Genomic DNA, 24,003 nt, shown 5'->3' with positions numbered 1-24,003 from the left:
GCCCATTTTCGATTCACAAGAGCAACACGCGTGCCGAGGGAGCGCTCTCTCGGGGGATTGCGAGGGGAAGGGGTTACTTCGCCAGCAGACCGAGCTGTTTGCCGAGGAATGTGAACGCGAGCGCGTCCATGTAGGCGCGCTGCTCGTTGTTCGCGGCGCCGCCGTGGCCGCCTTCGGTATTCTCGTAGTAGAGCAGATCCTGCCCAAGCTCGAGCAGCCGCGCGACCATCTTGCGCGCGTGGCCCGGATGCACCCGATCGTCCCGCGTCGACGTGGTGAAGAGCGTGCGCGGGTACCGCGTGCCGCTCTTCAAGTTCTGGTAGGGCGAGAACCTGGCGAGGGCAGCGCGCTCCTCGGGTTTGTCGGGGTCACCATATTCCTCCATCCATGATGCGCCCGCGAGAAGCTTGTGGTAACGCATCATGTCGAGCAGCGGCACCTGGCACACGATGGCGCCGAAGAGATCCGGCCGCTGCGTCATCATGACCCCCATGAGCAGGCCTCCATTGGAGCCGCCGATGATGCCGAGCTTCGCCGCCGTCGTGACCTTGCGCGCGATGAGATCCTCGGCGATGGCGATGAAATCGTCGTACGCGCGCTGCCGATTCTCCTTGAGCGCGGCCTTGTGCCAGGCAGGACCATATTCGCCGCCGCCGCGAATGTTCGCCACGACGTAGACGCCGCCGCGTTCGAGCCACCCGGCACCGGTCGACGCCTGGTAGTACGGCGTCATGGACGCCTCGAACCCGCCATACCCTTCGAGAAGCGTAGGCGCAGTGCCGTCGAGCGGCAGGTTTTTCTTGGCGATCTGGAAATAGGGGACCTTCGTCCCGTCCTTCGAGGTCGCGAACCGCTGGACGACGTCGAGCCCGGCGGCCTCGAAGAAAGCGGGGTTCTTTTTCACGGCCTCGGCGGGGGCTTTTTTGGTCGCGTTCCCGAGGACCAGCGTCGCCGGCGCCGTGAAACTGCTCTCCCAGAGCCAGTAATCGTCGGACGTGTGCTCGTCATAGGCAAAGGCCCAGACCGAGCTCATGGGCGAGGTGTCGAGCTTCGTCCGGACGAACCCATTTTTCGTTCGTGTATGCACGAAGACGGAGCTCTTCACGTCCTCGAGCTCGACCGTCATGAACGCCGTCTTCAAGCCCATGTAGCTCTCGAGCGACGTGTTCGGCTTCGGCTCGAACAGCGCGGTCATTTCGCGTTTTCCAGCGCGGTACTCCGCGAGCGGGGCGATGAGCAGCGAGCCGGCCGGCCAGGTCTTGCCGGCGGCGGTCCACGCGCTGCGCAGACGCAGGAGGAGATGGCTATCCCAGACGCTCGTCTCCGCGTCCTCAGGTTTGTCGATCTTCTCGTATTTGTCTCCGTTCCGGATGTAGAGCTCTTCCGTGAACATCGACGGCCTGCGGGAGATCCAGTCGTACTCCTTGCCGTGGTCGAACTGGCGTTCGCCGCTCACGGACATGTCGGCCTTTTGCCCCTCGAACAGCGTCTTCGCGTCTTCGAGCTTCGTGCCGCGCTTCCACTCCTTCACGATCCGCGGATAACCCGAATCCGTGAGCGAGCCGGGGCCGAAGTCGGTCCCGACGTACACCGTGTCGAGGTCCTTCCAGTAGATGTCGCTTTTCGCCTCCGGCAGCGTGAAGCCGCCTTCGACCATCTGCTTCTTGACCGTATCGAACTCACGGACCACGGACGCGTCCGCGCCGCCGCGGGAGAGGTGCAGGAGGCAACGCTCGTACTTCGGATACAGGCAATCCGCGGCGTGCCAGACCCAGTTCTCGTTCTCGGCCTTGGCGAGGGCGTCGAGGTCGAGGACGAGCTCCCATTCCGGTGCCGGCTTCTTGAACTCGGCGAGCGTGGCGCGGCGGTAGATGCCGCGTGGGTTCTTGTCGTCACGCCAGAAGTTGTAGACGTACTTTCCCCGTACCTGCGGCATGGGGATTTTTTCCTTGGAATCGTAGATGCGGCGCAGCCGATCCCGCAGCGCGCCGAACCCCGGAACGGCTTCGAGCTCCGCCTTCGATTTCGCGTTTCGCTCGGCCACCCACGCGAGCGGCTTGTCCCCGAGGACCTCTTCGAGCCAGAGGTAGGGATCTTCGACCTTGGGCTCGGACTTGCTCATCGGCGGGGCCTCCGTCTTTGCCGGCGTTTCGTTCGCGACCGTCGCCGCGGGCGTCGGTGTGGGGGGTGGCGCGTTTGGCGTGGCACACGCGCCGAGCAGGAGCGCGCCGAGGAAGGGAGCCAGGGTTCGCATGGCGCGCAGTAAAGCGTATTTCTGGGCGCGCCGGAAGGCCACTTCAGGCCTCGTCGTCGCGGTCGTCGCGCGCCGCCCGCTCCTTCGCCTCGCGTGCGGCGCGGACCGTGCGGTCGAGCGGGATCAGGCGATCGATACATCGCGCCGGAACGGATCGGCGAAACACGAGCTCGACGGTCTCGTCGAAGAGGTGAAACGCCGCTCCTCCCGCGCGGACCAGCTGGTTCACGACGAGGCCGACGCCCGCAGGTCCGTGGACCTTCACGGTCAGGTCCGCACCGAATCCCTGGCGTGCGGTGCTGGTCACGAAGGAGCGTACGTCCTCGGTGATCGTGAGCTCCGCTGACAGGGCCGCGTCGAGGCCGCGAAGGACGGGCTCGGCGTTATCCGATTCCAATTCGACATAAAGATCCGCGGGCCAGCAGCCGGGCGGCGGGCGGAACAAGACGGCGATCGGTCTGTCCTTTTTTCTCCGGGTATACCGGAACAGTCCCTTCCACAAAGTCAGCGACGTGGAGGGCGTGCTGAGGAGGAAGTGCTCCTCTTCTTGCTCCGCGCGGAAGGACCAGCGAGGAATGTCGAAGAGCGGGATGCAATAGACGCCGCGCCCACGACGACCGCCGCCCTGGCGCAATCCATTGCGCTTGATCCGGCCGACGGCATTCGACGGTGCGAGGTGCGCGAAGAGCATGAACGTCCCGCCCGAAGGCCGCCGTCAGGTGAGGTCGAGCTTCATGCCCTCGTGGGACGCGGTGAAGCCGAGGCTCTCGTAGAAGCGTTTGGCGTCGGTCCGGGCCTTGTTCGTGGTGAGCTGCACGAGCCGGCAGCCGCGCGCCCGTGCTTCCTCGATGGCCCACGTCAGCATGCGCCGGCCGATGCCCGCGCCGCGATGGCTCTCGGCCACGCGTACGCCCTCGACGATCATTCGCAGGCCGCCCTGATACGTGAGACCCGGGATGTATGTGAGCTGCAAGCAACCAATGACGGCGCCGCCGTCCTCGACCACGACGAGGCGGTTGTTCGGGTCGCGCTCGATCGCCTCGAACGCTTGATAATAGCCGTCGGGCAGCGGGCCCTCGGTGGTCTCGCGGGTCGCGCCGAGCGCGTCGGCGGCGAGGAGATGGACCACGGTCGGGACGTCGTCGCGGCGGGCATCACGGAAAATCATGGGGATTGGCGTAACGTGTCGGGGAAAAGGCCGCGCGTCAAGGTTCGGGGGAGGGCTCTACGGGCGCCTCGTTCGCGGCCATCTGCCGCCGTCGCTTTCGTTCTGCGATGATGTCGCGGAGCCGTCCGACCGCGCCCTGGCAGGCATCGGCGAACACGAGGAGCTGGGTCAGCATGGCGATCCACGGCGCCGCGTAGGGCCGATGGCTCGACGAGCCGAAGCCGCCCGCGAAGATTGCGTTGATGAAGCAAAAAAACGCCCCGAACCCGGCGAACTGCGTCGAGCCGAACTCCATGGCCAAGCGCGCCGCGGCACTACGCGCGCGATGCTGCAAGAAGCCCAGCAAGACCGGTATCAGGACGATGACGGCGATGGCGATGCCGTTGCTCGGTTCCTCGGTCAGGAGCTCGACGCCGGTGAACGTCTTCGGGCCGCCCTGGCACGAGGTGCGCTGGCCCCATTCGAAGGGGAGCGTGAGCGCGAAGAGCGCGAGCAGGACGAGGCGCCGATACGGGCTTCGGCGTGGCTTGTCGCGTGGGATTTCGGGGAGGTCCGGATCCGGGCCGCTCGCTTGTTCGTCCACCATCGAGGGGGATGGTATCGCAAAAACGGTCCGGCCCGGATCGATTTCGTTGGGTTCAGGGGGGCGGCACGAACTCGAGGGCGAGCTGGAAGTCCCCCGCGTCGTTGAAGGGGTTGAAGGTCGCCGGGTTCGAGCAGATCCAGCCGCAGAAGCCGCCGCCGCTCAAGTTCACGACGCGGTTGTCCGAGCTGTAGACCGCCGAGCCCGAGGAGCCTGCACCGCCGACCTGGAACGCGTCCTCCGCCACCGCGAACGGCGTGCCGGTGAGATCGATGTTGCCGATGCCCGAGGGCGACGCGTCGCAGGACATGCCCACGCCGTACGGCATCGACGTGACCGACCCGCCGCCGTGAATGAGTTCCCCGCTCGACGAGGAGAACGTCTGGTCGCCGATATCGACGAGCAGCGTCTCCGGATCGATCCGGATCTTCGTGTAGCTCGTCCGCACGTTCGTGCCCGAGACGGCGCCGCCCGTGGTGTACTGCGAGAAATTCGCCGAAGCGCTCGTGTTCTGCAGCGTGAGGTACTCGGCCGGCGACGACGCCATGTTGTGGCAGTACGCGGTCCAGCCCTTCGCCACGTCGTGGTCGACGTGCAGGAGGTAATGGCCGTCGCCGGCATTGGGCGTCCGGTTCCGGATCTCCTGGCACGTCGCCGGGGGCGGCGGCGGAGGCGGCGGAGGCGGCGGCTGCGGGCCGAGGGCCTGCTCGGTTTCCGCGAGCGAATCCTCCGAAAGGTCCGCGGCGTCGAGATCCGAATCGCTATCGGCGATGCAGCCGGTCATGAACGGGGCGAGGATGGCAAACGAGAGGGCGAAACGCGAGATGAGGTTCTGAGCGAGGTTCATGGTCAGCTCCAGCAGGGCTAAAGTGTTTTTCCTAGGGGGATTCGTCCCCCCGTCGTTCGTGACCATGGCAATTGCACCGGGCGTGCCAGAGGCGCGCGGCCGCGTGTTTTCCGCGATTTTTGCGTGAATCGCCCCCATTTCGTGGCGAGCGCCTTCGAGCCGCACGTCGGTCGTGGCGGCGCGGTTGAGGGTGGCAACCGCCAAGATGGAGGCTCGGACCTCCAACCGAGGCCTTGGCCGTCGTGATGGCGTGGTCGAGCGCCCCCATGGTACCGTCCTCGCTGATGGAAGCCGTGCGCGCCGCTCGTCACGTGGGTCTGCTCCTCGCGTTCCTCGTGACGGGTTGCCAGCGGGGCGGGGGAGAGGCGGATTCGTCGCGCGCTTCGGCCTCTTCGGCCGCGCCGAGCGCCTCGGCCGCGCCCGTGACGGAGGCGCCTTCGCCTCCCGTCGCACCCTCGACCGCGGCGCCGAGCGCGGTGGCTCCGGCGCCCGAGCCGCCATTCGATCCAGAGAGCGTGACGGCCGTCATCGTCTGGCAAAAGGGCGACAAGGCCAAGGGCGGGTTTCGCTCGTCGTGGGTGGAGCGGGTCGCGGACAAACCCGAGGTCAAGGGCGAGCGCCCGGGGATCCTCGTGGTCTCGTCGACCTCGATCTGGTCGCTCGGGACGACGATCGTGAAGGGATGCCCGCAGTATGCCTTCGACGCGGACGGGCAGGTCGTCGTTCGAAACGGGCAGCCGGTCCGGGTGAAGCCGGATCTGAAGATGCCCGAGCTCGTGCGCGCCGAGGACGGCAAGCGCGTGGCGCCCTGGAAAGACGGTCACGGATATCCGACGATGGGCACCCAATGCGAGAGCTCGCTCGAGGAGTACGGCGTCCACGTGCAATTCGAGGGCGGCATGGGGCCGTTTGTCGTGGCCAGCGTCAACACGTATGCCAACCACGGCGGCGCGCATGGAATCCGCGGGCAGAATTTCGTGACGATCGACCTCGACCGAGGAGAGGCCGTGGAGCTCGGCCCTCCCGAGAAGGACAAGGCCGCGCTGGTGAAGGCCGCGGCGGCCGGCTTGAGCGTCGAGCCAAAAGAGGTCCGGCCGGCGGGCGTCGTGCTCATGTATGGGCCGCTCGGCGCGGGCCTCGCGCTCTACCGCTTCTGGGCCTTCGCGCCGTATGTCGGCGGCCTCGGGGGCAACAGCTATAGTAACGATTTCGTGGTCAGCTCGAAGAGCTTACCCGCGGCGCTCGAACGGTACCAGAAGCTCCCTGCCTGGGTCGTGCCGCATCTGAACGGGAAATCGCTCGTCGTCTTCATGGTCCCGCCGGCGCGAAAGGCAGTGCTCCGGCAGCACTTCGACGCGGCCTATTCGAAGTGACGACGGCGACGGCGCTTCCCCTGCGCGCGCTCTTCGTGCGATGCTCGCACGCATGAAGGACAAGATCATCGTCATCACCGGGGCGAGCGCCGGCATCGGTGCCGCGATCGCTCCCAAGGCGGGGGCCGAGGGCGCGCGTGTCGTCCTCGCCGCGCGCCGGCAAAAGGAGCTTTCGGAGGTGGCCGCCGCGTCCGGGCCCGACGCGCTCGCCGTCGTCACGGATGTGACCGTGCGTTCCGACGTGGAATCGCTCGCGCGGCAGGCCCTCGATCGGTTCGGTCGGGTCGACGTGTGGATCAACAACGCGGGCCGCGGCATCACCCGCGCCCCGTCGCAGATCACGGACGACGATCTCGACATGATGATGCGCGACAACGTGAAGAGCGCGCTTTACGGCATGCAGGCCATCTTGCCCCATTTCAAAGAGCGCAACGCGGGGCAGATCATCAACGTCTCCTCGATGCTCGGCCGCATCCCGTTCTTCGCCGCCCGGGCCGCGTATTCGGCCTCCAAGCACGCGCTGAACGCCCTCACCGCCGGTCTGCGCACCGAGCTGCGACATACACATCCTGGCATCGTCGTCACCACGGTCTCGCCCGGGGTCGTCGCGACCGAGTTTGGCCTCAATGCATTGCACGGGGGCGTGGATTCTCGATCGCTCCCGGGGGCGCAGAGCGTCGACGAGGTGGCGGACGTCGTGCTCGACGTGATCCGCAATCCGCGGATCGACGTGTACACGCGCCCCGTCTACGCCGACAACGTCCGCCGGTATTACGAGGACATGGACGCCTTCGAACGGGCCTCGTTCGTCGGGCCGAAGTGATGCACGTAGGGATCACGATGAAGCGCGCCGCAATCGCTGCCTGCCTGATGGCCGTCTCTTGCAAGCCGACCGGCGAAGGCCCTGCGAAGGAGGCTCCGGCCGCCCGTCCGCTCGGCGAGCTCCTCCAGCAGCAGGATCTGAATTACGACGACCTCGGCAAAGACTTTCGGCGGACGCGCGGGCAAGCGTTCTCCAGGGCAGGCGCGCGTGATGCATCCGGGTGGCCTCCGCCCGACGCGACGAAGATCACCGTCCGGTACACGAATCCCGACAGCTGGGGTTCGGATCCCGACGCCCGCACGGGCAAGGGCCGGCGTGATTGCCTCGTCGCCCTATGCCCGACTTCGAAGGAGATCGTCGAATCGGACCTCGAGGTGAATGGCATGCACGCCATCCTGGAGCTGCCCGCGGCGGATTGCCAGATCCGGCTGACGACCCGGGATTTTCACGGCTACCCGGCGGCCCACCTCCACCGTGAGCCGGGTCTCCCCGGCACGCAAGGGTACGACGCGCCGAAGCTGCCCGCGGGGACGTCGGTGGGCGCCGTGATCGATCTGGGAGAAGTGACTCCTCCGCGCGAATGACTGCGGCCACGGCGCGTCGCGTCGACACGTTATCGAGGGCACGGCTCCGACGCCGATTCGACGGTTGAAATTTCGGCGGTGGGGGATAGGATGCCGCCGTGCCTAGCGAACGCGACGCTTCCTTCACCTTGACGAGCCTCGACGAGGGGCGATCCCTGCGGCTCCCGAACCTCCGGGTCACGGTCACGCTTCCGGATCGGCAGAACATCACGGCGCCCCTCGGGCTCGCGCCCCTCTTGCTCGGCAAGAGTCCCGAATGCGATCTCGTCGTCACCGATCCCAAGGTGTCGCGGGTGCATTGCGAGCTCCGTCTCACCGAGCAGGGCGTCCTCTTGAAGGACATCCAGAGCCGAAATGGCACGTTCATTCGTGACGTCCGCGTCGTCGAGGCATTCCTTCCGCCGGGGGTTCCTGCCACGGTGGGCGATTCGACGCTCGTCGTGCAGCCGTCCGGCGGGGCCGCTGTCCTTCCCCTCTCGACGCGCGGCTCGTTCGGCGACGCGGTGGGCGAAGGCCTCGCCATGCGGGCGCTCTTCGCCCGATTGGAGCGGGTGGCGAGGACCGACGAGACCATTCTCTTGCTCGGCGAATCCGGCACCGGCAAGGAAGTGCTCGCCCGCTCGATTCACCAGGAGAGCCGGCGCAGCCAGGGCCCCTACGTGATCGTCGATTGTGGGGCCATTCCGCCCTCCACCATCGAGGCCGAGCTCTTCGGGACCGTCACGGGCGCGGCCACGGGCGCGGTGAACCGCGCTGGCTTCTTCGAGGCCGCGCATCAGGGGACGATCTTCATCGACGAGATCGGTGAGATGCCGCTCGAAGCGCAGCAGAAATTGCTCCGCGTGATCGAGGCGCGGACCGTGCGGAGGCTCGGATCGACGCAGGAGCGGGCGATCGATGTGCGGATCGTCGCGGCCACCCATCGGAACCTGAAGGCCATGGTGGCCGAGGGCAAGTTCCGGCAGGACCTGTATTTCCGCCTCTCGGTGCTCGAGCTTCAGGTGCCGCCCTTGCGTGAGCGACGGGAAGACATTCCGCTGCTCGTCGAGCGTTTCCTTTCGATCCGCAATCCCCCCTTGAACGCCTCGGATTTGCCGCCCGAGACGATTCCGATGTTGATGGGGTACGACTGGCCGGGCAACGTGCGCGAGCTCCGGAACGTGATTGCGCGCCTCGTGGTGTTTCCCGAGCTCTTGCACGAGATTCTGGGCCCTTCAGCGGGGCACGCGCCCGGGGCCAGCACCACGCCGCCGCCGCGCGAAGGCGAGGCGGAGAAGGTGGACCCGGAGGACCTGAAGCTCGGCAAATTGCTCGAGCTCTCGCTCCCCGAGGCGCGCGAGGCCGTGCTGGCGGAGCTCGAACGCAAATACGCCACCGCCAAGCTCCGCAAGTACGACGGCAACATCTCCCGCGCGGCCGAGGCCATGGGCGTCTCGCGGCAGCTCTTGCACCGATTGCTCGACCGGCACGGGATCAAGGCGAAGGAGGGCATCTCCGAGACCCCGGCGTCCCGGCGGACCTGATCACGCAATGAAATACGGACGGCTGCGAAGGAACGAGCCCGGACAAACGCAGGACGCGACAGTCGGGCAGGCGGAGCCGCCGCGCGCCCCGCCCATCGTGGGCGGTGAAGCGACGGCCCCCGCGTCCGCCGTGACCCCGAAGCTCGACGCGCCGCGGACCGAGCCTCTAGAGAACATACCGCCGGACGCGGGAGCCGAGACGTCGGAGATCCCGCCCACGCTTTATTCGCGCTTCGAAGCATTCGAATTCCTCGGGCGCGGCGGAATGGGTGCCGTCTACAAGGCGCGCGATTTTCGCCTCGGCCGCGAGGTCGCCATCAAGCTCCTCTTCGGCGCCGATCCCGAGCTCGGCGGCAGCATGCTCCGTGAGGCTCGCTCGCAGGCGCGCATCACGCACGAGAACGTGTGCGAGGTGTACGAGGCAGGGACGGCCGATCACGTGCGGTTCATCGTCATGCAGCTCCTTCATGGCGAGCCGCTCGACAAGGCCCGTTCGGCAATGACGCTCGAAGAGAAGATACGCGTCGTCCGGCAAGTTGCCTCGGCGCTCCACGAGGCGCACCGGCTCGGGCTCGTGCACCGCGACGTCAAACCCGCGAACATCATGGTGGAGCGCGGCGAGGACGGGGCGTGGAAGCCCTATATCATGGATTTCGGCCTCGCCCGTGAAATGGGAGACACCGGGGCGACGGTGACGGGCGCGCTCATGGGAACGCCCTCGTTCATGGCGCCCGAGCAGGCAGCGGGGAAGGTGCGGTCCCTCGATCGTCGCACCGACGTGTATTGCCTCGGCGCGACGCTTTACGACGTCCTCGCCGGAAGGCCGCCGATCGTCGCGGACAACCTCGCGGCGCTGCTCCAGGGAATCGTCCATGACGAGCCTCCGGCGGTCCGGCAGATCGATCGCGACGTGCCCCAGGACCTCGAGGCGATCGTGATGAAATGCCTCGAAAAGCAGCCTTCGGCGCGGTACGAATCCGCGAAGGCGCTGGGCGACGATCTGCAGCGGTTCCTCGACGGCGATCCGGTGGAGGCGCGCAGGCAATCCCTTGGATACGTCCTGTGGAAGCGGGCGCGGCGGCACAAGGGGAAGGTGGCGCTCGCGAGCGTCGCGCTCGTCGTCGCGGCGGTGCTCGTCGGGGCGTGGATACGCGAGCGGCAAAGGGCCGCCCACCAGGCGACGCTCTCGCGCGAGATCGGCGAGAGCGTGAAGGAGATGGAGTTTTTCTTGCGAAACGCGTACGGCTTGCCGCTCCACGACGTGGATCGCGAGCGGAGGATCGTGCGGGAGCGGCTCCTGACGATCGCCTCGTGGATGGACACCGCGGTGGAGATCAGCGTGGGGCCGGGGCATTATGCGCTCGGGTGTGGGTACCTCGCGCTGCAGGAGCACGCGGAGGCGCTCGCGCACCTGAAGCAGGCGGAGGCCGCGGGATATCGGTATGTGGGGCTCGATTATTCGATGGGGATGGCGCTGAGCGAGATCTACAAGAACGAGCTCGCGGACACGAAGCGGATGGAAGGGGAGCGACAGAAGCAACGCATCGCGGTGATCGAGGCGGAGTACAAGCTGCCAGCACTCGTGCACCTCAAAGCTGCGCTCGGGGGGAAGATCGCGGCGCCGGCGTACGTGGAGGGGCTCATCGCGTATCACGAGGGGCGACACGAGGAGGCGCTCGCGAAGGCGCGGGAGGCGTTCGAGAAGGCGCCTTGGCTCTACGAGGCGCGAAAGCTCGAAGGGGACGTTCTTTTCGCGATGGGAAGGAAATACGGCCACGACGCGGCGTTCGATCACGAAAAGATGTCGCATTGGTTCGGGCAGGCGGGGGAGGCGTATCGCGCCGCCGCCGATATCGGGAGCAGCGATCCGGCCGTGCACGTCGCGATGTGCGAGCTGTTCACGCAGGAGATGAACGGCGCGCGCGCCGCGCAGAAGCCCCTCCGGCCGAGCTTCGCGGCGGCGCAGGAGGCGTGTGGAAGAGCGATCGCCGCGAGCCCTGCGACCGGGCTCGGACACCTGCAATTGGCGCAATTGCATTCGCATTTCGCGTGGCACGTCGCCGTCGGGGACGCGCCCGACGAGCAGCCGGAGGTCGCGATCGCGAAGGCCATCGAGCACGCGGAGGAGGCTGCGCGGAGGAGCGCCGAGGGCGAGCCGATGGCGTGGTACATCGTGGCCGCGGTGTGGCGGACACGGGTCCTTCACGCGAGCGATCGCGGCCTGGATGTCGTGCCCGCGGTCGATCACGCCATATCGGCGTACGACGAGGCGCTGAAGCGGGATCCCGTCTTCGTTTGGGCGCTCAACGAGAGCTGCTCAGCGTATTACTTTCGCGCGCAGCACGAGTTCATGCACGGTATCGATGCGCGGCGCTCCATCGAGGAGGGGCTCCGGCGCTGTGACAAGGCCGTCGAGATCGACCCGAGCTTCTCCTATGCGAAGCTCACGGCGATCGATCATCGATTGCTCCTGGCGGAGCAAATGGTGGCGGCGGGGCAATTCCCCCGGGACGTCGCGCAGGAGGCGGAGACGCTCATCGAGGCGTTCCTGCAGCAATCACCACGCTCGTCCGTGCCGCATCGCTTCCGCGCCACGCTGGCGCTGATCGAAGCGACGCACCTCCTCGAATCCGGCGGCGACCCGACGCCTGCGTTGCTCCGGGCCGACGCTGGCACCGAGGAGCATGCTCGCCTGGCGCCGACGTCCACCCACAACCACAATCTCCGCGGGAGAGCTGCAACGATTCGCGCGCAGCTTCATTTCGAACGCGGAGAGGACCCGTCACCCTGGATCCTCGAAGCGAGGGACGCCTTCGGAAAGGCCATGAAGGCCAGGCCGAATGATCTGAAGTATCGGGTGTGGGGCGCCCTGGTGGAGACGATTGCTCTGCGCTGGGCGGTCCAACGCGACAAGGCCAGCGACGCGGAATTCGACGCCGTGATCGCCTCCGTTTTGCCGCTGCTCGACGTGAAGCGCGCCGAGCCTCGGCTTTACGTCGCGCTTGGCGAAATCCATGAGCTCAGAGGCCGGTTTCGGAGCGGGCGGGACGCCGATGCGGAAACCGAAATCGCGAAGGGGCTCGGATTCCTCACGCAGGCGCTTTCCATGCATCCGCGGATGTCGAGCGCGCTCGCGTGCAAGGGCAGGCTCTTGCTCCTGCGGGCGACCGTGGCGAAGGGGGAGAGCGAGGCACGGGAGGCCGCGAAGATGTCCCTGGAGGCATTCTCGGCGGCCACCCGGGAGAATCCGCTCGTCGAGAGGATGGACCGGCAGGCCATCGAGACCGCGCGGCGCCTTGCGCGGTAGGCACCGGCGCGCGGCCTTTGAGATTGCTTCATCAAGGAACGTCGCCGCACCCGGGGGCCGCGGTGATGGTCCAGCTGCTGAGCCAGGTCTTGATGGCGGGACGGCCGAGGCAGCTCCAGTTTTTCGTGACGGGGTTCTGCGTGCAATCCGTATCCGTGCTCGTTCGCATTTCCACATTGCAGTCGGGGATCGCGTCGCCCGGATTGTCCCCCGATGTGCAAGTCCGCGTCAGCAGCGACATGTACGTGTTTGGGCATGGCAGGACGATCTCGTCCAAGGGCCAGACGAAGTACTCGCGTTCTCCCGTGTCCGACAGGCGAGCCACCCAGAGGGCCTCTTCGATGTTGTACTTGGAGGTCTGCCAAAAACCCGAGATGCCGTTGGAGGTGACGGAGTCCCCCGTGATCCGAATCTGCACCGGCTCCTCCTTGGGGTTGATGTTCACGATCATGCACGTGAAGAGGTCCAGCTTCTCGGAGAGGGTGAGGCCGCGGGTCGTCCATTCCGTCGTGGTCTCCAAGTGGCCCCACCCGACGTGACCGCCCGGTCCGACGGTTCCCTGCGGCAATGCGCAATGGATCGCATACGCGAGCGTGCGGCTACCCGTGTCGGCCAGCAGCGCGGCCAGGGCCGCATTTTCCGGATCGTTGAGGCTGAGGTCCGCCGCGGCCCAGAGCATATCCGCGTGCCCGTGGAAGTCGTCGGTGCCGAGGCTGTTGGTTCCGTGATCGCCGCCCTCGAGCGTCTCGAGCCCGACACCGTCGATGGGGCCGACGCCATCCTCGGCGAGGCACCCCGCGGTGAGGAGACCGAGACCGATCGCAGAAGCGAGGATGAAGAAGCGGTGGGGCGTCATGGCGTTCGCGTCCTTTTTTAAAGCTTTGGCGACGTCTTTGTCCGTCGCGTGGACATGCTCCTACATAACAAGACCCATGCCAGGCCCCAAGAGCGCTCTGGCGCATGAGCCATTGCACGAAACACGCGCCTCGACCCGGCTTCGCGTGACACGGCGCCGCGACACTGTCACGCCGTCGTGACAGCCGGCGTTCCGTCCTCGTGACAGCGTTCCGGGTGGCGATCCTCAGGGCCCGACGACGATGTGCATTGCAGCGCTCGTGCCAGACCGGCCCCCGGGCATCGAGGGGATTGTCAGGTGCGCGTGACAGTCGCGGTCCGGGCGTCGTCACGGCGGCGCGACGGGTGTCATGCCGCCGTGACGGTAGATCGGGAGGGGACAGAGCGAAGGCGACGTAAGCTGCGCCGGAACGCGGCTCAAACGCGAGCTCCACGACGCAGTCCGCGCCTGGCACGCTCTCTGCGAAGCAGTGCCGTGCCTTGGAAAACGCAGCATCAGGAGCACCTACGAAGAGGAACTGCCTCACCTTCGGATTCGGCATTGCTCTCGCGGCGAGCACCGCCCTCGCCCAGGTGACGACGTCTCTCTCCGATCGGCTCGCCGCCGTGGGACGCCATTATGGCGACGCGGTGGGGTACATCCCCATCCACACGAAGAATGACGGCGTCAAGTACGTCGCCACCGCCGACGGCCAGGATCCGTTCGTCGTGTACAACGTGGGCGACAAGGTCGCGAACGACGCCACGCTCGCGGTTTGCGGCATCAACGCGGCCGGGGAGCTCGCCGGATGCGATCCTGCCTATGGCGCGACTGTGCTGTACGCCCTGGAGGACCTGCAGAGCTCGAGGCTCGACCCGAGCGACAGGACGGCGGAGTGCCACGTGCTCTTCGGGACCACCGGGCACTGCAAGATCAGAAGGCTCGACGGGAGCGCGTCGTGCTACGTATGCAGCGGCGGATCCTGCGCCAAGACCCACTGCTGATCACGAACCCGCGTTCAAACGGTTCGTCCGCGCGCTACGAGGCCGCGGGCGCGTCGAGAAATTCATAATCGAACGTGTAGCGATGTTCGCCGCCCACGATGTCGATTTGCATGCGGCCGCGCAGCCCCGTGAGCGCGCCCGTGGCGGTGTCTGGTACGACGGTCAGCGAAAGCGAGGCGGCGCCGCGGTCCATCGTGCCGCTGTGTTGCAGCACGAAGCTCCCGGCGCGCCCGTCGAGCGTCCCTTCCACGCGCTCGATCGCCACGTACCCGGCCGAACCCTTCACGCCGGACACGGCGCTGATCATCTCTACGACGCTCGTGGCGACAAGCCCGCCCTCGAACCGTTTGTCGAAGCGGCTGCGTCCGAGCGTGGCGCCTTCGCGGGTATCGTACGGCGGTTCGGCGGTGCGGGTGATATCGAATCGTCCCTGAGCCTTGTGGTTCATGGCTGCCGAAGGTACCGGGACAGACCCCGATGCGCAAGCACTGTCGACCGTGTGCTCTTCGCGGGACGGGCGCGGGGTCGGCGACGCTGCTAGGGTGTCGGATGCAAAAGCGCCTCAGCCGACGAGACCTCCTGCGTGTCGTGGGGTGTTGTGCGGTCGGGATCGTCGCGCTCGACGCCCTCGTGCTCGAGCCTTCCTGGCTGGAGATCGCCGAGCACGATGTCCCCGTCCCGGGCCTGCCGCGGGGCTTCGAGGGCTTCCGGATCGCCCACCTCTCGGATTTGCATCTGAGCTCGCTCGGGAGCGTCCACGACGCGATTCTGGCCGCCATGAAGTCGTTCCAGCCAAACCTCGTCGTCCTGACTGGCGATTCCGTCGAAGATCCGAACGCGCTTGCGGTGCTCTCGGAGTTTTGCCGCGCCCTCGCCGCGACGGGGCGCGAGGTGGTCGCGACGGTCGGGAACTGGGAGCATTGGGGCGAGGTCCCGATGGACGAGCTGCGCCGGAGCTTCGTGCGTGTCGGCGCGCGGCTCCTCGGAAACGAATCCACGCGGCTCACGAGCGGCATTGCCGTCGTCGCCACGGATGACTTTTGCAGCGGCCACCACGACCTCACCTCCGCCTTGCGCGACGCGCCCGCGGGACCTCTGCGATTGTTCCTCACGCACGCGCCCGGCATCTTCGACGAGTTGCCGAAAAGCGCGCCGCGCTTCGATCTCGGCCTCGCCGGACATACGCATGGCGGGCAGGTGCGGGCCCTCGGTGCGCCGTTATGGGTCCCGCCCGGCTCGGGGCGGTTTCGATCGGGAATGTATACGACGGACAAAGGGCAGATCTACGTAAGTCGTGGGATCGGCACGAGCGTTTTGCCCGTGCGGTTCACGTGCCGACCGGAGTTGCCCGTGTTTCGGCTGGTGGCGGGATGACCTGGGTGAGGTTGATTCCGGACATCGGATGAATGAACCCCCACACGCAGGATACCAAAGGGGGATGAGCAACGACATCCGCTTGGTTCGATCGGTTGGGTGGGCGCTCCTTCCGCCCGCGTTCGTGTTCGGCGCGGCTGCCTGCGGCCCTTCGGTCAGCGGCGGCGGGGGAGGCGCAGGGGGTGTGGATGATCCCGTGGGTTCCGCGACGGTAAGCAGTGGGAGCTCCTCGTCCAGCACCGCGAGCGCATCTTCGTCGAGCGCAGGGGGCAGTGGCGGCGGAGGCGCCGGCGGGATGGGTGGATCCGGAGGGATCGGCGGAATGGGGAGCTCCTCCTCGGGAGTCGGAGGGATCGGCGGAATGGGGAGCTCCTCCTCGGGAGTCGGAGGGATCGGCGGAATGGGGAGCTCCTCCTCGGGAGTCGGAGGGATCGGGGGCATGGGAGGCATGGGGGGCATGGGGGGCATGGGCGGCTCGTCATCATCCTCGTCGGCGTCATCCTCATCGTCGTCATCCTCATCGTCATCTTCGGGGGCGGGTGGTGGTGGTGGCGGCGGTGGCGGATGGACCTGCACGTTGGCCGCGCCCATGAACGCGCTCGAATGTCTGAATGGCAAGAAGGGCATCACGGAGACCGACGTCGATTGTGGAGGGCCGTGTTCCCCGTGTCCCCCTGGGCTCGGCTGCATCCTCGCGAGTGATTGCCGGACGGGGGTTTGCAGCGGCGGCATTTGCCAGCCGGCCACGTGCGCGGACGTGGTCAAGAATGGCATCGAGACCGACGTCGACTGCGGCAGCGAGTGCGCTCCTTGCGCGGCAGGCCAGATTTGCTCGGTCGCGCGTGATTGCCTGACGGGCGTCTGCACCAGGGGGCAATGCCAGCCGTCGACCTGCTCGGACGGCTTGAAAAACGGCGCGGAGACCGCCATCGATTGTGGCGGTCCCACTTGCACCAAGTGCGGCTTCAAAAAGAGCTGCCAGGTCGCGTCCGATTGTCAGAGCGGGATCTGCGCGCAGGGCTTTTGCATCGCGCCGACCTGCCAGAACGGCATCAAGGACGGCAACGAGGTTCAGACGGATTGCGGCAGCACCTCGTGCCTCGGGTGCCCCGCGTTCGCCCCGTGCGGGTTCGGCTACGATTGCCAGAGTAACAGTTGCGTGAACGGGCACTGCTCGTCGCCTCCGTCTCCCCTCACGGTTTCCCTCGCGGGATCGGGAACGGGGAAGGTGACTTCCTCCCTTCCGGGCATCGATTGTGGCACCACGTGCACGGCGACGTTCGTGGGACCGACGCCGACCCTCGAGGCTCGTCCGGCAATCGACTCCGTCTTCGGAGGCTGGTCGAACAGCTGCAAGGGCCTGACCTGCGACATCCAATCGGGGACCGTGACCGCGACGTTCAATGCGCAGCCACGCGCCAAGCTGTCGTGGACGCAGACCTTCCAAGGCGATGCCGTCGAATCGATCGAGGATGTGGCCGCCGACGATTGCGGCAACGTCGTGGCGGTCAGCGGGCAGACGAATCGCGTATGGGCGCTGTCGCCCTCGGGGTCGCTCCTCTGGTCGAAGAACTTCCCCGGCGGGGGCGTCTCGGTTGCGATCGCCCCAGGAAACGGCGTGATCCTGGCGGGGAGAGGCACCACGAACGTCGGCCTGGGTGGCCCCAGCCTCACGTGCAGCGGATCGTTCGTGGGTATGCTGTCTCCCCTGGGCGAGCACGTCTGGTCGAAATGCCTGGGCACGGGAGGCACGGTGAGCGTGTCGCAGATCGCCCTCGATGCGGATGACAACATCGTCCTGACGGGCCTGCTCTCGGGCACGGTCGATTTCGGCGGAGACCCCCTCGTCGCCGGCAGTAGCTCCGACCTCTTCCTGGTGAAGCTCGCCCCCGACGGGAGCCACATCTGGTCGAATCGTTACGGATTCGCGAATTATGTCGAGGGAATCGCGATCCGGGACAACGGTGAAATCGCGGTCGCCGGCACCTTCGTGACCGCGACCAACTTCGGGAGCAATCCCATTACCACCACGATCACGATGCTGCACGATGCGTTCGTCGCCACCTTCTCCGCGACAGGGACGAACACGTGGGCCACGAATTACGGGACCAATTATGTTGATTGGGGCAAGGGCGTAGCCTGGGGCGCAGGCGGGCAAGTGTATGCGGCGGGTGGATGGAGCGATGGTCCGAACGGGAATGGCATGTCCACCCTGCTTGGCGGTTTCGTCGTGCCCATCAAGGGCAAACCGTGGGACTGGCGCTTCAGGAGCGACTCCTACGATCGCGCGAACGACATCATCGCCCTTCCAGACGGAAACTTTGCCATTGCGGGCGCCTTGTCGCAGGGCGGAAATCTCGGCAATGGCATGACACCGTCCGAGGGCGGCGCGATGTCGGACGTGCTGGTCGCGAAGCTCGATTCGCAGGGCCATCTCCTCTGGGCGTCCGCGTTTGGTACGCCGGACGAGGACGACGGCATCGCCGTGGCCGCCGACAAGAGCGGCCACGTCTATGTAGGCGGGCGTTTCGGTACGGCGACCCTCTCGATCTCGCGGTTCTTGCCCTGAAGCCGAGCTCGGCGGATCCCGGTCGCGCTCGGGGGTGAAAGCGAGTAGACTCCGATGCTCCGCGCGGGAGGCGTCGATGCGCTTCATCCTCAGTAACTACGGGCACCGATACCTGCAGCACCTCGTGCGCTCGGGCGCTCTCGAAAAGGCGCTCGAAGCGGACGAGTTGGACCGGCTCCGCCAGGTCTTCGCCCGCGGCGTCCTCGACGAGGACGAGAGCCCCGAGCTCGCTGCGCTCGTGGCGCGCGGGATGATCGAGCCCGCGCCCGAAGGCATGGATCGCGACGCCGCACGCCTGCGCTACGAGCGCAACCCGCTCGAGCACATCCGGCGTGTGGTCTTCGAGTACACGACTGTCTGCAACCTCGATTGCAACCACTGCCGCAATTCGAACCTGGAGGCGCACGCCGAGGCCGATCCGACGCGGCTCCGGCGGGTCGTCGACGCGGTGCTGCCCCTCGGCCTCGGCCGTTTCGACTTCATCGGCGGCGAGGTCACGCTGTATGGCAAGGGCTGGCTCGATCTCGTCGCGTACATCCGCGCGCAGGGCGGCACGCACGCGTCCGTCATCACGAGCGGGTGGTTCTTCGGCGAGACGGATTTTCGCGCCGCCGGAAAACGTTATGCCGACGATCGCGAATACCTCGCCGATCTGCGGGCCCGCGGCCTGACCCACGTCATCGTCAGCCTCGACGGCCCCGCCGCGGCGCACGACGTTTGTCGCGGCGTGCCCGGCCTCTACGATCGCGTGATCGAGGGGCTCGACAAGGTGCGCGACGCCGGCCTCGAGCCGCGCGTATCCCTCGTGGTCGGCATGGGTACCTCCGGCGCGGAGGCGCGGGCGTGGATAGCCGACCTCTCGCGGCGCATCTATGGTCACCAGGCGGGCGACCGCGTGGCCACGCAGCTGCTCGTGCAGGACGACTCCAACTACGTGAGCAATTTCATCGACGTGGGCGGCGGCGTGAAGCTCCGGCGCTCGCGCGGCGACCTCGCGGCGTTCACCGATGAAGAGCTTCGCTGCAAGAACTTCTTCCGCCCCGCCCCCACGCTGCGCATCAAGGCGACGGGCGAAATCGCGCTTTGCCCGCTGATCGAGGGCGGCGACGGGTATGGCAACGTGCACGAACGGGACATCGTCGAGCTGCTCAACCACATGCAGGACGCCTTCGTGTACAAGCTGCACGCCGAGCGGCGCGTCGGCGCGCACCTTCGATTCGTCGAGCCCGAGGTCTTCGGCGGGAGCATCGGTCATGCTTGCAGCGTGCGTGTCGCAATCAACATGATCGCCCGGACCATGCACGAGCGTGGCGTGGCCGAAGACGATCACGCAGCGATTCACGCCATCAATGTCGAGGTCGCCGAGAAGATGGGCATATTGCCGCGGACCGGCATCCACCGCGCCAATGGCCACGTCCGCCCGCGCTGATGGGGCGGGGTTTCGTCGCTGGACGGCGCCTCGTCGCTCATCGTCCGTTTCGCGTGATACCCGAGGCATGACCATGCGCCTCCGCCCGTCGGCCTCGAATGCCGCTGCGAGCTTCGCCCTCTCGTTGTCCGTTCTTGCCGCGTGCGAGGCGCCGCGATCGAGCCCCGTCGATGCGAGCCTGCCGGAGGTCACGATCGAGGACGCGGGCGCAGAAGTCATCGTCGATGCGGCGCCCGACGTCGAGCCCAAGCGCGAAATTGGCCCGTTCGAGATGCCGTTCCTCGGCAAGCGCACGGTCTTCTTCGCGAGGCCGAGCGAGCGTGCAAAGGGGCACCGGCTGATCGCGAACTTGCACGGCGTGTGCAATCCACCCGGGTATGCCTGCGGCTACTGGGTGAATGCGGCTTCGCGTGTCGGCTTCCTCGTTTGCCCGACGGGCGACGCGACGTGCGGCAAGGCCGCGTACGATGCGCCGACGTGGTCGGGGTCGTACGAGAAAATGGGAGACGACCTCGAAAAGGCGATTGCCGTGGTCGATACGGCGCACCCCGGCGAGATCTCCCGCGAAGGCGCCATCTTGACGGGTTTTTCGCGCGGCGCCTATGCGGCGGCCCGGATCGCGCAGGCGCATCCGGGGCGCTTTCCGTATCTCATCCTGAACGAAGCGGACGTGAAGCTCGACGGCTCCGCGCTGCGCAAGGCGGGCGTGCGCGCGGTGGCGATGATTGCGGGCGAACGAAGTGGCCAGGTCGCTGGTGAGCGCGCCACGGTGGCGAAGCTCGTCGCGCAAGGGTATCCGGCGAAGTTGTGGATCATGCCCGGCGCAGGCCATCATTATTCGGAGAACATCGATCAGATCATGGCCGAAGCCATGACGTGGCTCCTCGAACGCTGAGCTCGTTCGTATCGAATACGCTCGGTCCGCGCGCTCGTTCCTCGCTAGGACCGAGCCGAACGGCTCGACCGGTGTTATTTTTCCTTCGTCTCCGCGCGGGGGGCGGCAAATCCAGCCGCCGCGCGCTACGGAAGGGAGGGGGAACGGCATGGCGAGAAGCGGAAAGGCGGCCTGGTCCCGCACCCTCGGTCCTGCCGCCATGTTGTTCACGAGTTACTTCCTCCTCGCGGACTGGGGGCTCCAATGGGCGACGGTCCCCGGCGCGGGGTCCCCGGTGTTCCCCGCTGCGGGAGTCGCCCTCGCCGGTCTTTTGCTCGGCGGCCTGCGGCTGTGGCCGGCCGTGTTCGCCGGCAGAATGGCCGCATTTTTCTTGGACGGACGTTCCTTCCCGATGTGGGCCCAGTGCGCCATTGCGGCGGGAAACACGATTGCAGCCGTGGGCGGCGCCTGGATCCTCACGCGCGTGCATGTCCGGCCCGCCCTGACGCGCCTCCGCGACATGCTGGCTTTGATCGGCGCTTGTGTCGTCAGCTCGGCCGTCGGCGCCACCATCGGGAGTTCCACGCTCGCCAGCGTGATCGCGCATGGATTCGGGCGAGCTCCAGTTTTATGGCTCACCTGGTGGGCGGGCAACGTGATGGGCATGCTCGTCGTCACGCCCCTCGTGCTGAGCTGGATGCCCAGCGAGCCGATCGGTCGGTCGTTTCGGTGGTGGCTCCATCTTGTGCTGAGCACCGTGACGGCCGGGGCCGTCGCATGGTTCATTTTCGGGCCTCATATGCCCCACCTGCCCCTCGCATGGTTGATTTTCCCGGCGCTCATGTGGGCGGCCTTGGCAGGGGGCGTGCGGGGAGCGACGGCGGCCATGCTACCTTCGGCCTCGGCCGCTGTCTGGGGCACGACGGCGGGATATGGGCCGTTTGCCCCCGTCGCGGAGCATTTGCGGCTCGTTCTGCTCCAGCAATTCGTCGCGGTTGCCGCCGCGAGCACGCTGGTTCTGGCCGTCGTCGTGGACGAAAGGCGAAGAAGCGAGCTGCTCCGCGAGAATGAAGAACGATTGCGGCTCGCCAGCCGAGCCGGGCGAACCGGCGTGTGGACCTGGAACCTCACGACGGGGAGGGCGTTCTGGACCCCGGAGGCCTGCGAGCTCTACGGCTACGGAATGGGCTGCACGGTCGATTACGAGCGGTGGATCGAAAGCGTTCATCCGGACGACCGCGAGCAGACTCGACGCAAGGTCCGTGAGGCCGTCGAGCAGGCGCAATCCGGAGGGAGTGGGCCCCATTCCTACAAGGACGAATACCGCGTCACCCACGTCGACGGAACCACCCTGTGGCTGGAGTCGAGCGGCGCCATCGAGCGGAAGGGAGACGAGCTCGTGATGCTCGGCGTCATCCGGGACATCACGGAGCGCAAGCTCGCCGAGGCGGCCCTGCACGAGAGCGAAGCGCACATTCGCCGCGTGCTCGATAACCTCTTCGCGTTCGTCGGCGTGCTCGACCTCGAGGGGACGGTTCTCCAGTGCAACCGGGCTCCGCTCGAAGCGGCGAACATCACCGCCGTCGACGTCCTCGGGAAGAAATTCTGGGATTGCTACTGGTGGAGCGGTTTGCCCGAAGCGCAGGCGCGGATCCGCGATGCCATGGACCGCGCCAAGCGCGGCGAGGTCGTTCGTTTCGACGTGACGGCGCGAATGGCAGGGAATTCCCTCATCTGCGTCGACTTCCAGCTCGCGCCGCTGCGCGACGACGAGGGCCGCGTCACCCACCTTCTTCCCTCCGGGATGGATATCACGGCGCGCAAGCGGGCCGAGAACGAGCGCGAGCGACTGCTGGAGAGCGAGCGAGCCGCCCGCGCGGAGGCCGAGCGCGCGAGCCGCCTCAAAGACGAGTTTCTCTCGACGGTGAGCCACGAGCTCCGGACCCCGCTCACCCTCATCCTAGGCTGGTCGCAGGTCCTACGCCGCCGGGCGAACGGCAAGGATCAGGACCTCCACAAGGGACTCGCGGTCATCGACCGCAATGCCCGCGTCCTTTCGCAGCTCATCGAGGACCTGCTCGACATGGGCCGCTTCAGCACCGGAAAAACGCGTCTCGAGGTGCAATCGGTGGACCTGCACGACGTGGTCGCGCTCGTCCTCTCGTCCGTCGCCCCTTCGGCGGCGGCGAAACACATCGAGCTCGAATCCATTTCGAGGCCCTTTCCGGGCAGGGTGTGCGGTGATCTGAATCGATTGCAACAGGTGATCTGGAACCTCGTGAGCAACGCCGTGAAATTCACCCCGAGCGGCGGGAAGGTCGAGGTCACGCTCGACCGGATCGACGATCTCGTCGAGATCACCGTGTCCGATACGGGGCAAGGCATCAAGCCCGAGTTCCTGCCGCACGTCTTCGAGCGGTTCCGCCAGGCAGACAGCTCGCCGACGCGGGTGCACGGCGGGCTCGGCCTCGGGCTCGCCATCGTGAAGAACCTGGTCGAGCTCCACGGCGGTACCGTGCGCGTGACGAGTGATGGCGAAGGAAAAGGCGCGACGTTCGTCGTGAGGCTCCCGATCGAGGAGGCTCGGGTTTCCGAGGGCGCGGAGGTCGACGACGTCTCGAATCTGGGGATTGCGGTGCGCGCCGTGAACGACTCGACGCGCCGGACGGGCTAGAGGGATTTCCAGGTGAAATCGCCGCTGCGGAGGAAAACACGTACAGCGCGTCCGCGGATGGCGTCGCGCGCCACGAAGCCGAACAGCCGGCCGTCGTGGCTGTTTCCGCGGTTGTCGCCCATCACGAGGTAATGGCCGTCGGGCACACGCGCAGGCCCGAAATCCGGTCCACCGAAGCCGAGGCGGAGCGGGTGGCGTGTATCGCCGAGCTCCTCGTAATCACCGCCGGGCTCGTGCGTGACAGAAGCTTCCTGCCCATTGAGCGTGATGCGGCCGTCCTTCACGGTCACCATGTCCCCGGGGCCGGCGACGACCCGCTTCAAAAGCGTGGAATCGTTTTCGGGCGACGCCAGGACCACCACGTCCCCCGGCTGCGGCTCCGAGGTTGGCAGGACGTACGTATCGACCACGGGCAGCCGCACGCCGAACGCGCGTTTGTCGACGAGGATACGGTCGCCCACGTGGACCGTCGGCTCCATCGAGCCGCTCGGAACGACGTAATGGTCGGCGAGCGAGGTCCGCGCGAGGAGCATGACGGCGGTGACGGTCGCCATCGGCAAGACCTCCTTGAGGACACGACGACGGCGACCGGGGCCCGATCGGGGCGACGGCGAGGACGAGGAGGGAGCGGTGGAAGAGCGAGCAGAAGCAGGGGCGTCCATCGCGCCTGAAACCGACTGCTTCCGCGTCTATTCCCACAGAGTTGCTCCCGTCCGCGCGAGCGCCCCGAACGCGCGCGCCGACGCGGACCGACCGATCGTCCACGGCATCCTTGACAGTAC

At 66.8% G+C, this 24,003-nt stretch carries 19 protein-coding genes; 11 read left to right on the top strand and 8 right to left on the bottom strand.

Going from position 1 to position 24,003, the window contains the following annotated elements; genetic code table 11:
• Positions 1–73: 73 nt before the first annotated feature.
• Genes KEG57_RS14115 through KEG57_RS14095 form a run of 5 tightly spaced genes read right to left on the bottom strand, consistent with a single transcriptional unit; the run spans position 74 to position 4,852 of the window.
• On the bottom strand, positions 74–2,254 hold the full coding sequence (locus KEG57_RS14115; RefSeq protein WP_272420300.1) for a prolyl oligopeptidase family serine peptidase: 2,181 nt from the start codon (positions 2,252–2,254) through the stop codon (positions 74–76).
• A gap of 43 nt (positions 2,255–2,297) precedes the next feature.
• Complete coding sequence (locus KEG57_RS14110; protein ID WP_272420299.1) at positions 2,298–2,945, bottom strand: hypothetical protein; 648 nt, start codon at positions 2,943–2,945, stop codon at positions 2,298–2,300.
• Between the two features lie 24 nt (positions 2,946–2,969).
• Positions 2,970–3,422 carry a GNAT family N-acetyltransferase gene (locus KEG57_RS14105; RefSeq protein ID WP_272420298.1) on the bottom strand — a complete coding sequence of 151 codons (453 nt, stop codon included), beginning with the start codon at positions 3,420–3,422 and terminating at the stop codon, positions 2,970–2,972.
• Between the two features lie 37 nt (positions 3,423–3,459).
• Complete coding sequence (locus KEG57_RS14100; protein WP_272420297.1) at positions 3,460–4,008, bottom strand: hypothetical protein; 549 nt, start codon at positions 4,006–4,008, stop codon at positions 3,460–3,462.
• 52 nt (positions 4,009–4,060) lie between these two features.
• Positions 4,061–4,852 carry a GON domain-containing protein gene (locus tag KEG57_RS14095; RefSeq protein WP_272420296.1) on the bottom strand — a complete coding sequence of 264 codons (792 nt, stop codon included), beginning with the start codon at positions 4,850–4,852 and terminating at the stop codon, positions 4,061–4,063.
• A 266-nt stretch (positions 4,853–5,118) separates the two neighbouring features.
• Here KEG57_RS14095 and KEG57_RS14090 point away from each other — a divergent pair, with 266 nt between their 5' ends.
• The 5 genes from KEG57_RS14090 to KEG57_RS14070 all read left to right on the top strand — a co-directional run bounded on the left by KEG57_RS14090 (position 5,119) and on the right by KEG57_RS14070 (position 12,462).
• The gene (locus KEG57_RS14090) at positions 5,119–6,225 is read left to right on the top strand and encodes a hypothetical protein (RefSeq protein ID WP_272420295.1); all 1,107 of its coding nucleotides are present in this window, start codon (positions 5,119–5,121) and stop codon (positions 6,223–6,225) included.
• Between the two features lie 52 nt (positions 6,226–6,277).
• On the top strand, positions 6,278–7,048 hold the full coding sequence (locus tag KEG57_RS14085; protein ID WP_272420294.1) for an SDR family NAD(P)-dependent oxidoreductase: 771 nt from the start codon (positions 6,278–6,280) through the stop codon (positions 7,046–7,048).
• Between the two features lie 17 nt (positions 7,049–7,065).
• Positions 7,066–7,632, top strand: a complete 567-nt coding sequence (locus KEG57_RS14080; protein ID WP_272420293.1) for a hypothetical protein — start codon at positions 7,066–7,068, stop codon at positions 7,630–7,632.
• 98 nt (positions 7,633–7,730) lie between these two features.
• A complete protein-coding gene (locus tag KEG57_RS14075) occupies positions 7,731–9,155 on the top strand; it encodes a sigma 54-interacting transcriptional regulator (RefSeq protein ID WP_272420292.1) in 1,425 nt (474 codons plus the stop codon).
• Between the two features lie 7 nt (positions 9,156–9,162).
• Positions 9,163–12,462, top strand: coding sequence for a serine/threonine-protein kinase (locus KEG57_RS14070; RefSeq protein WP_272420291.1), 3,300 nt, complete (start codon positions 9,163–9,165; stop codon positions 12,460–12,462).
• Positions 12,463–12,493: 31 nt separating this feature from the next.
• Here the strand turns inward: KEG57_RS14070 and KEG57_RS14065 are convergent, their stop codons facing one another.
• The gene (locus tag KEG57_RS14065) at positions 12,494–13,318 is read right to left on the bottom strand and encodes a hypothetical protein (RefSeq protein WP_272420290.1); all 825 of its coding nucleotides are present in this window, start codon (positions 13,316–13,318) and stop codon (positions 12,494–12,496) included.
• A gap of 572 nt (positions 13,319–13,890) precedes the next feature.
• On the opposite strand from KEG57_RS14065, the gene KEG57_RS14060 reads away from it, so the two are divergent.
• The gene (locus KEG57_RS14060; RefSeq protein WP_272420289.1) at positions 13,891–14,301 is read left to right on the top strand and encodes a hypothetical protein; all 411 of its coding nucleotides are present in this window, start codon (positions 13,891–13,893) and stop codon (positions 14,299–14,301) included.
• Positions 14,302–14,335: 34 nt separating this feature from the next.
• On the opposite strand, the gene KEG57_RS14055 is transcribed toward KEG57_RS14060, so the two are convergent.
• Positions 14,336–14,749, bottom strand: coding sequence for a DUF3224 domain-containing protein (locus KEG57_RS14055; RefSeq protein WP_272420288.1), 414 nt, complete (start codon positions 14,747–14,749; stop codon positions 14,336–14,338).
• Between the two features lie 101 nt (positions 14,750–14,850).
• On the opposite strand from KEG57_RS14055, the gene KEG57_RS14050 reads away from it, so the two are divergent.
• From KEG57_RS14050 to KEG57_RS14030, 5 genes are all read left to right on the top strand, one after another.
• Positions 14,851–15,675 carry a metallophosphoesterase gene (locus tag KEG57_RS14050; protein WP_272420287.1) on the top strand — a complete coding sequence of 275 codons (825 nt, stop codon included), beginning with the start codon at positions 14,851–14,853 and terminating at the stop codon, positions 15,673–15,675.
• Positions 15,676–16,264: 589 nt separating this feature from the next.
• A complete protein-coding gene (locus KEG57_RS14045) occupies positions 16,265–18,244 on the top strand; it encodes a hypothetical protein (RefSeq protein ID WP_272420286.1) in 1,980 nt (659 codons plus the stop codon).
• Between the two features lie 76 nt (positions 18,245–18,320).
• Positions 18,321–19,673, top strand: coding sequence for a radical SAM protein (locus KEG57_RS14040; RefSeq protein WP_272420285.1), 1,353 nt, complete (start codon positions 18,321–18,323; stop codon positions 19,671–19,673).
• Between the two features lie 73 nt (positions 19,674–19,746).
• Entirely contained in the window at positions 19,747–20,568 is an 822-nt protein-coding gene (locus KEG57_RS14035; protein WP_272420284.1) for a hypothetical protein, read from the top strand.
• A 148-nt stretch (positions 20,569–20,716) separates the two neighbouring features.
• Positions 20,717–23,221: an ATP-binding protein gene (locus tag KEG57_RS14030; protein ID WP_272420283.1), complete on the top strand. Its 2,505-nt coding sequence runs from the start codon at positions 20,717–20,719 to the stop codon at positions 23,219–23,221.
• Here the strand turns inward: KEG57_RS14030 and lepB are convergent.
• Positions 23,218–23,775 carry a signal peptidase I gene (gene lepB / locus KEG57_RS14025; RefSeq protein WP_272458537.1) on the bottom strand — a complete coding sequence of 186 codons (558 nt, stop codon included), beginning with the start codon at positions 23,773–23,775 and terminating at the stop codon, positions 23,218–23,220. The two genes, KEG57_RS14030 and lepB, sit on opposite strands and share 4 nt — an antisense overlap.
• Positions 23,776–24,003 lie beyond the last annotated feature (228 nt).

This window comes from Polyangium jinanense, from assembly GCF_028435365.1.
The sequence above is the reverse complement of the archived record's forward strand: the minus strand, read 5'-3'. Positions and strand labels throughout refer to the sequence as shown.

Coding starts and splice junctions, on each gene's coding strand:
- KEG57_RS14100 (WP_272420297.1), bottom strand. CDS start 4,008: ATGGTGGACGAACAAGCGAGCGGCCCGGATCCGGACCTCCCCGAAATC.
- KEG57_RS14040 (WP_272420285.1), top strand. CDS start 18,321: ATGCGCTTCATCCTCAGTAACTACGGGCACCGATACCTGCAGCACCTC.
- KEG57_RS14090 (WP_272420295.1), top strand. CDS start 5,119: ATGGTACCGTCCTCGCTGATGGAAGCCGTGCGCGCCGCTCGTCACGTG.
- KEG57_RS14095 (WP_272420296.1), bottom strand. CDS start 4,852: ATGAACCTCGCTCAGAACCTCATCTCGCGTTTCGCCCTCTCGTTTGCC.
- KEG57_RS14030 (WP_272420283.1), top strand. CDS start 20,717: ATGGCGAGAAGCGGAAAGGCGGCCTGGTCCCGCACCCTCGGTCCTGCC.
- KEG57_RS14115 (WP_272420300.1), bottom strand. CDS start 2,254: ATGCGAACCCTGGCTCCCTTCCTCGGCGCGCTCCTGCTCGGCGCGTGT.
- KEG57_RS14070 (WP_272420291.1), top strand. CDS start 9,163: ATGAAATACGGACGGCTGCGAAGGAACGAGCCCGGACAAACGCAGGAC.
- lepB (WP_272458537.1), bottom strand. CDS start 23,775: ATGGCGACCGTCACCGCCGTCATGCTCCTCGCGCGGACCTCGCTCGCC.
- KEG57_RS14085 (WP_272420294.1), top strand. CDS start 6,278: ATGAAGGACAAGATCATCGTCATCACCGGGGCGAGCGCCGGCATCGGT.
- KEG57_RS14105 (WP_272420298.1), bottom strand. CDS start 3,422: ATGATTTTCCGTGATGCCCGCCGCGACGACGTCCCGACCGTGGTCCAT.
- KEG57_RS14050 (WP_272420287.1), top strand. CDS start 14,851: ATGCAAAAGCGCCTCAGCCGACGAGACCTCCTGCGTGTCGTGGGGTGT.
- KEG57_RS14045 (WP_272420286.1), top strand. CDS start 16,265: ATGAACGCGCTCGAATGTCTGAATGGCAAGAAGGGCATCACGGAGACC.
- KEG57_RS14055 (WP_272420288.1), bottom strand. CDS start 14,749: ATGAACCACAAGGCTCAGGGACGATTCGATATCACCCGCACCGCCGAA.
- KEG57_RS14035 (WP_272420284.1), top strand. CDS start 19,747: ATGCGCCTCCGCCCGTCGGCCTCGAATGCCGCTGCGAGCTTCGCCCTC.
- KEG57_RS14110 (WP_272420299.1), bottom strand. CDS start 2,945: ATGCTCTTCGCGCACCTCGCACCGTCGAATGCCGTCGGCCGGATCAAG.
- KEG57_RS14080 (WP_272420293.1), top strand. CDS start 7,066: ATGAAGCGCGCCGCAATCGCTGCCTGCCTGATGGCCGTCTCTTGCAAG.
- KEG57_RS14065 (WP_272420290.1), bottom strand. CDS start 13,318: ATGACGCCCCACCGCTTCTTCATCCTCGCTTCTGCGATCGGTCTCGGT.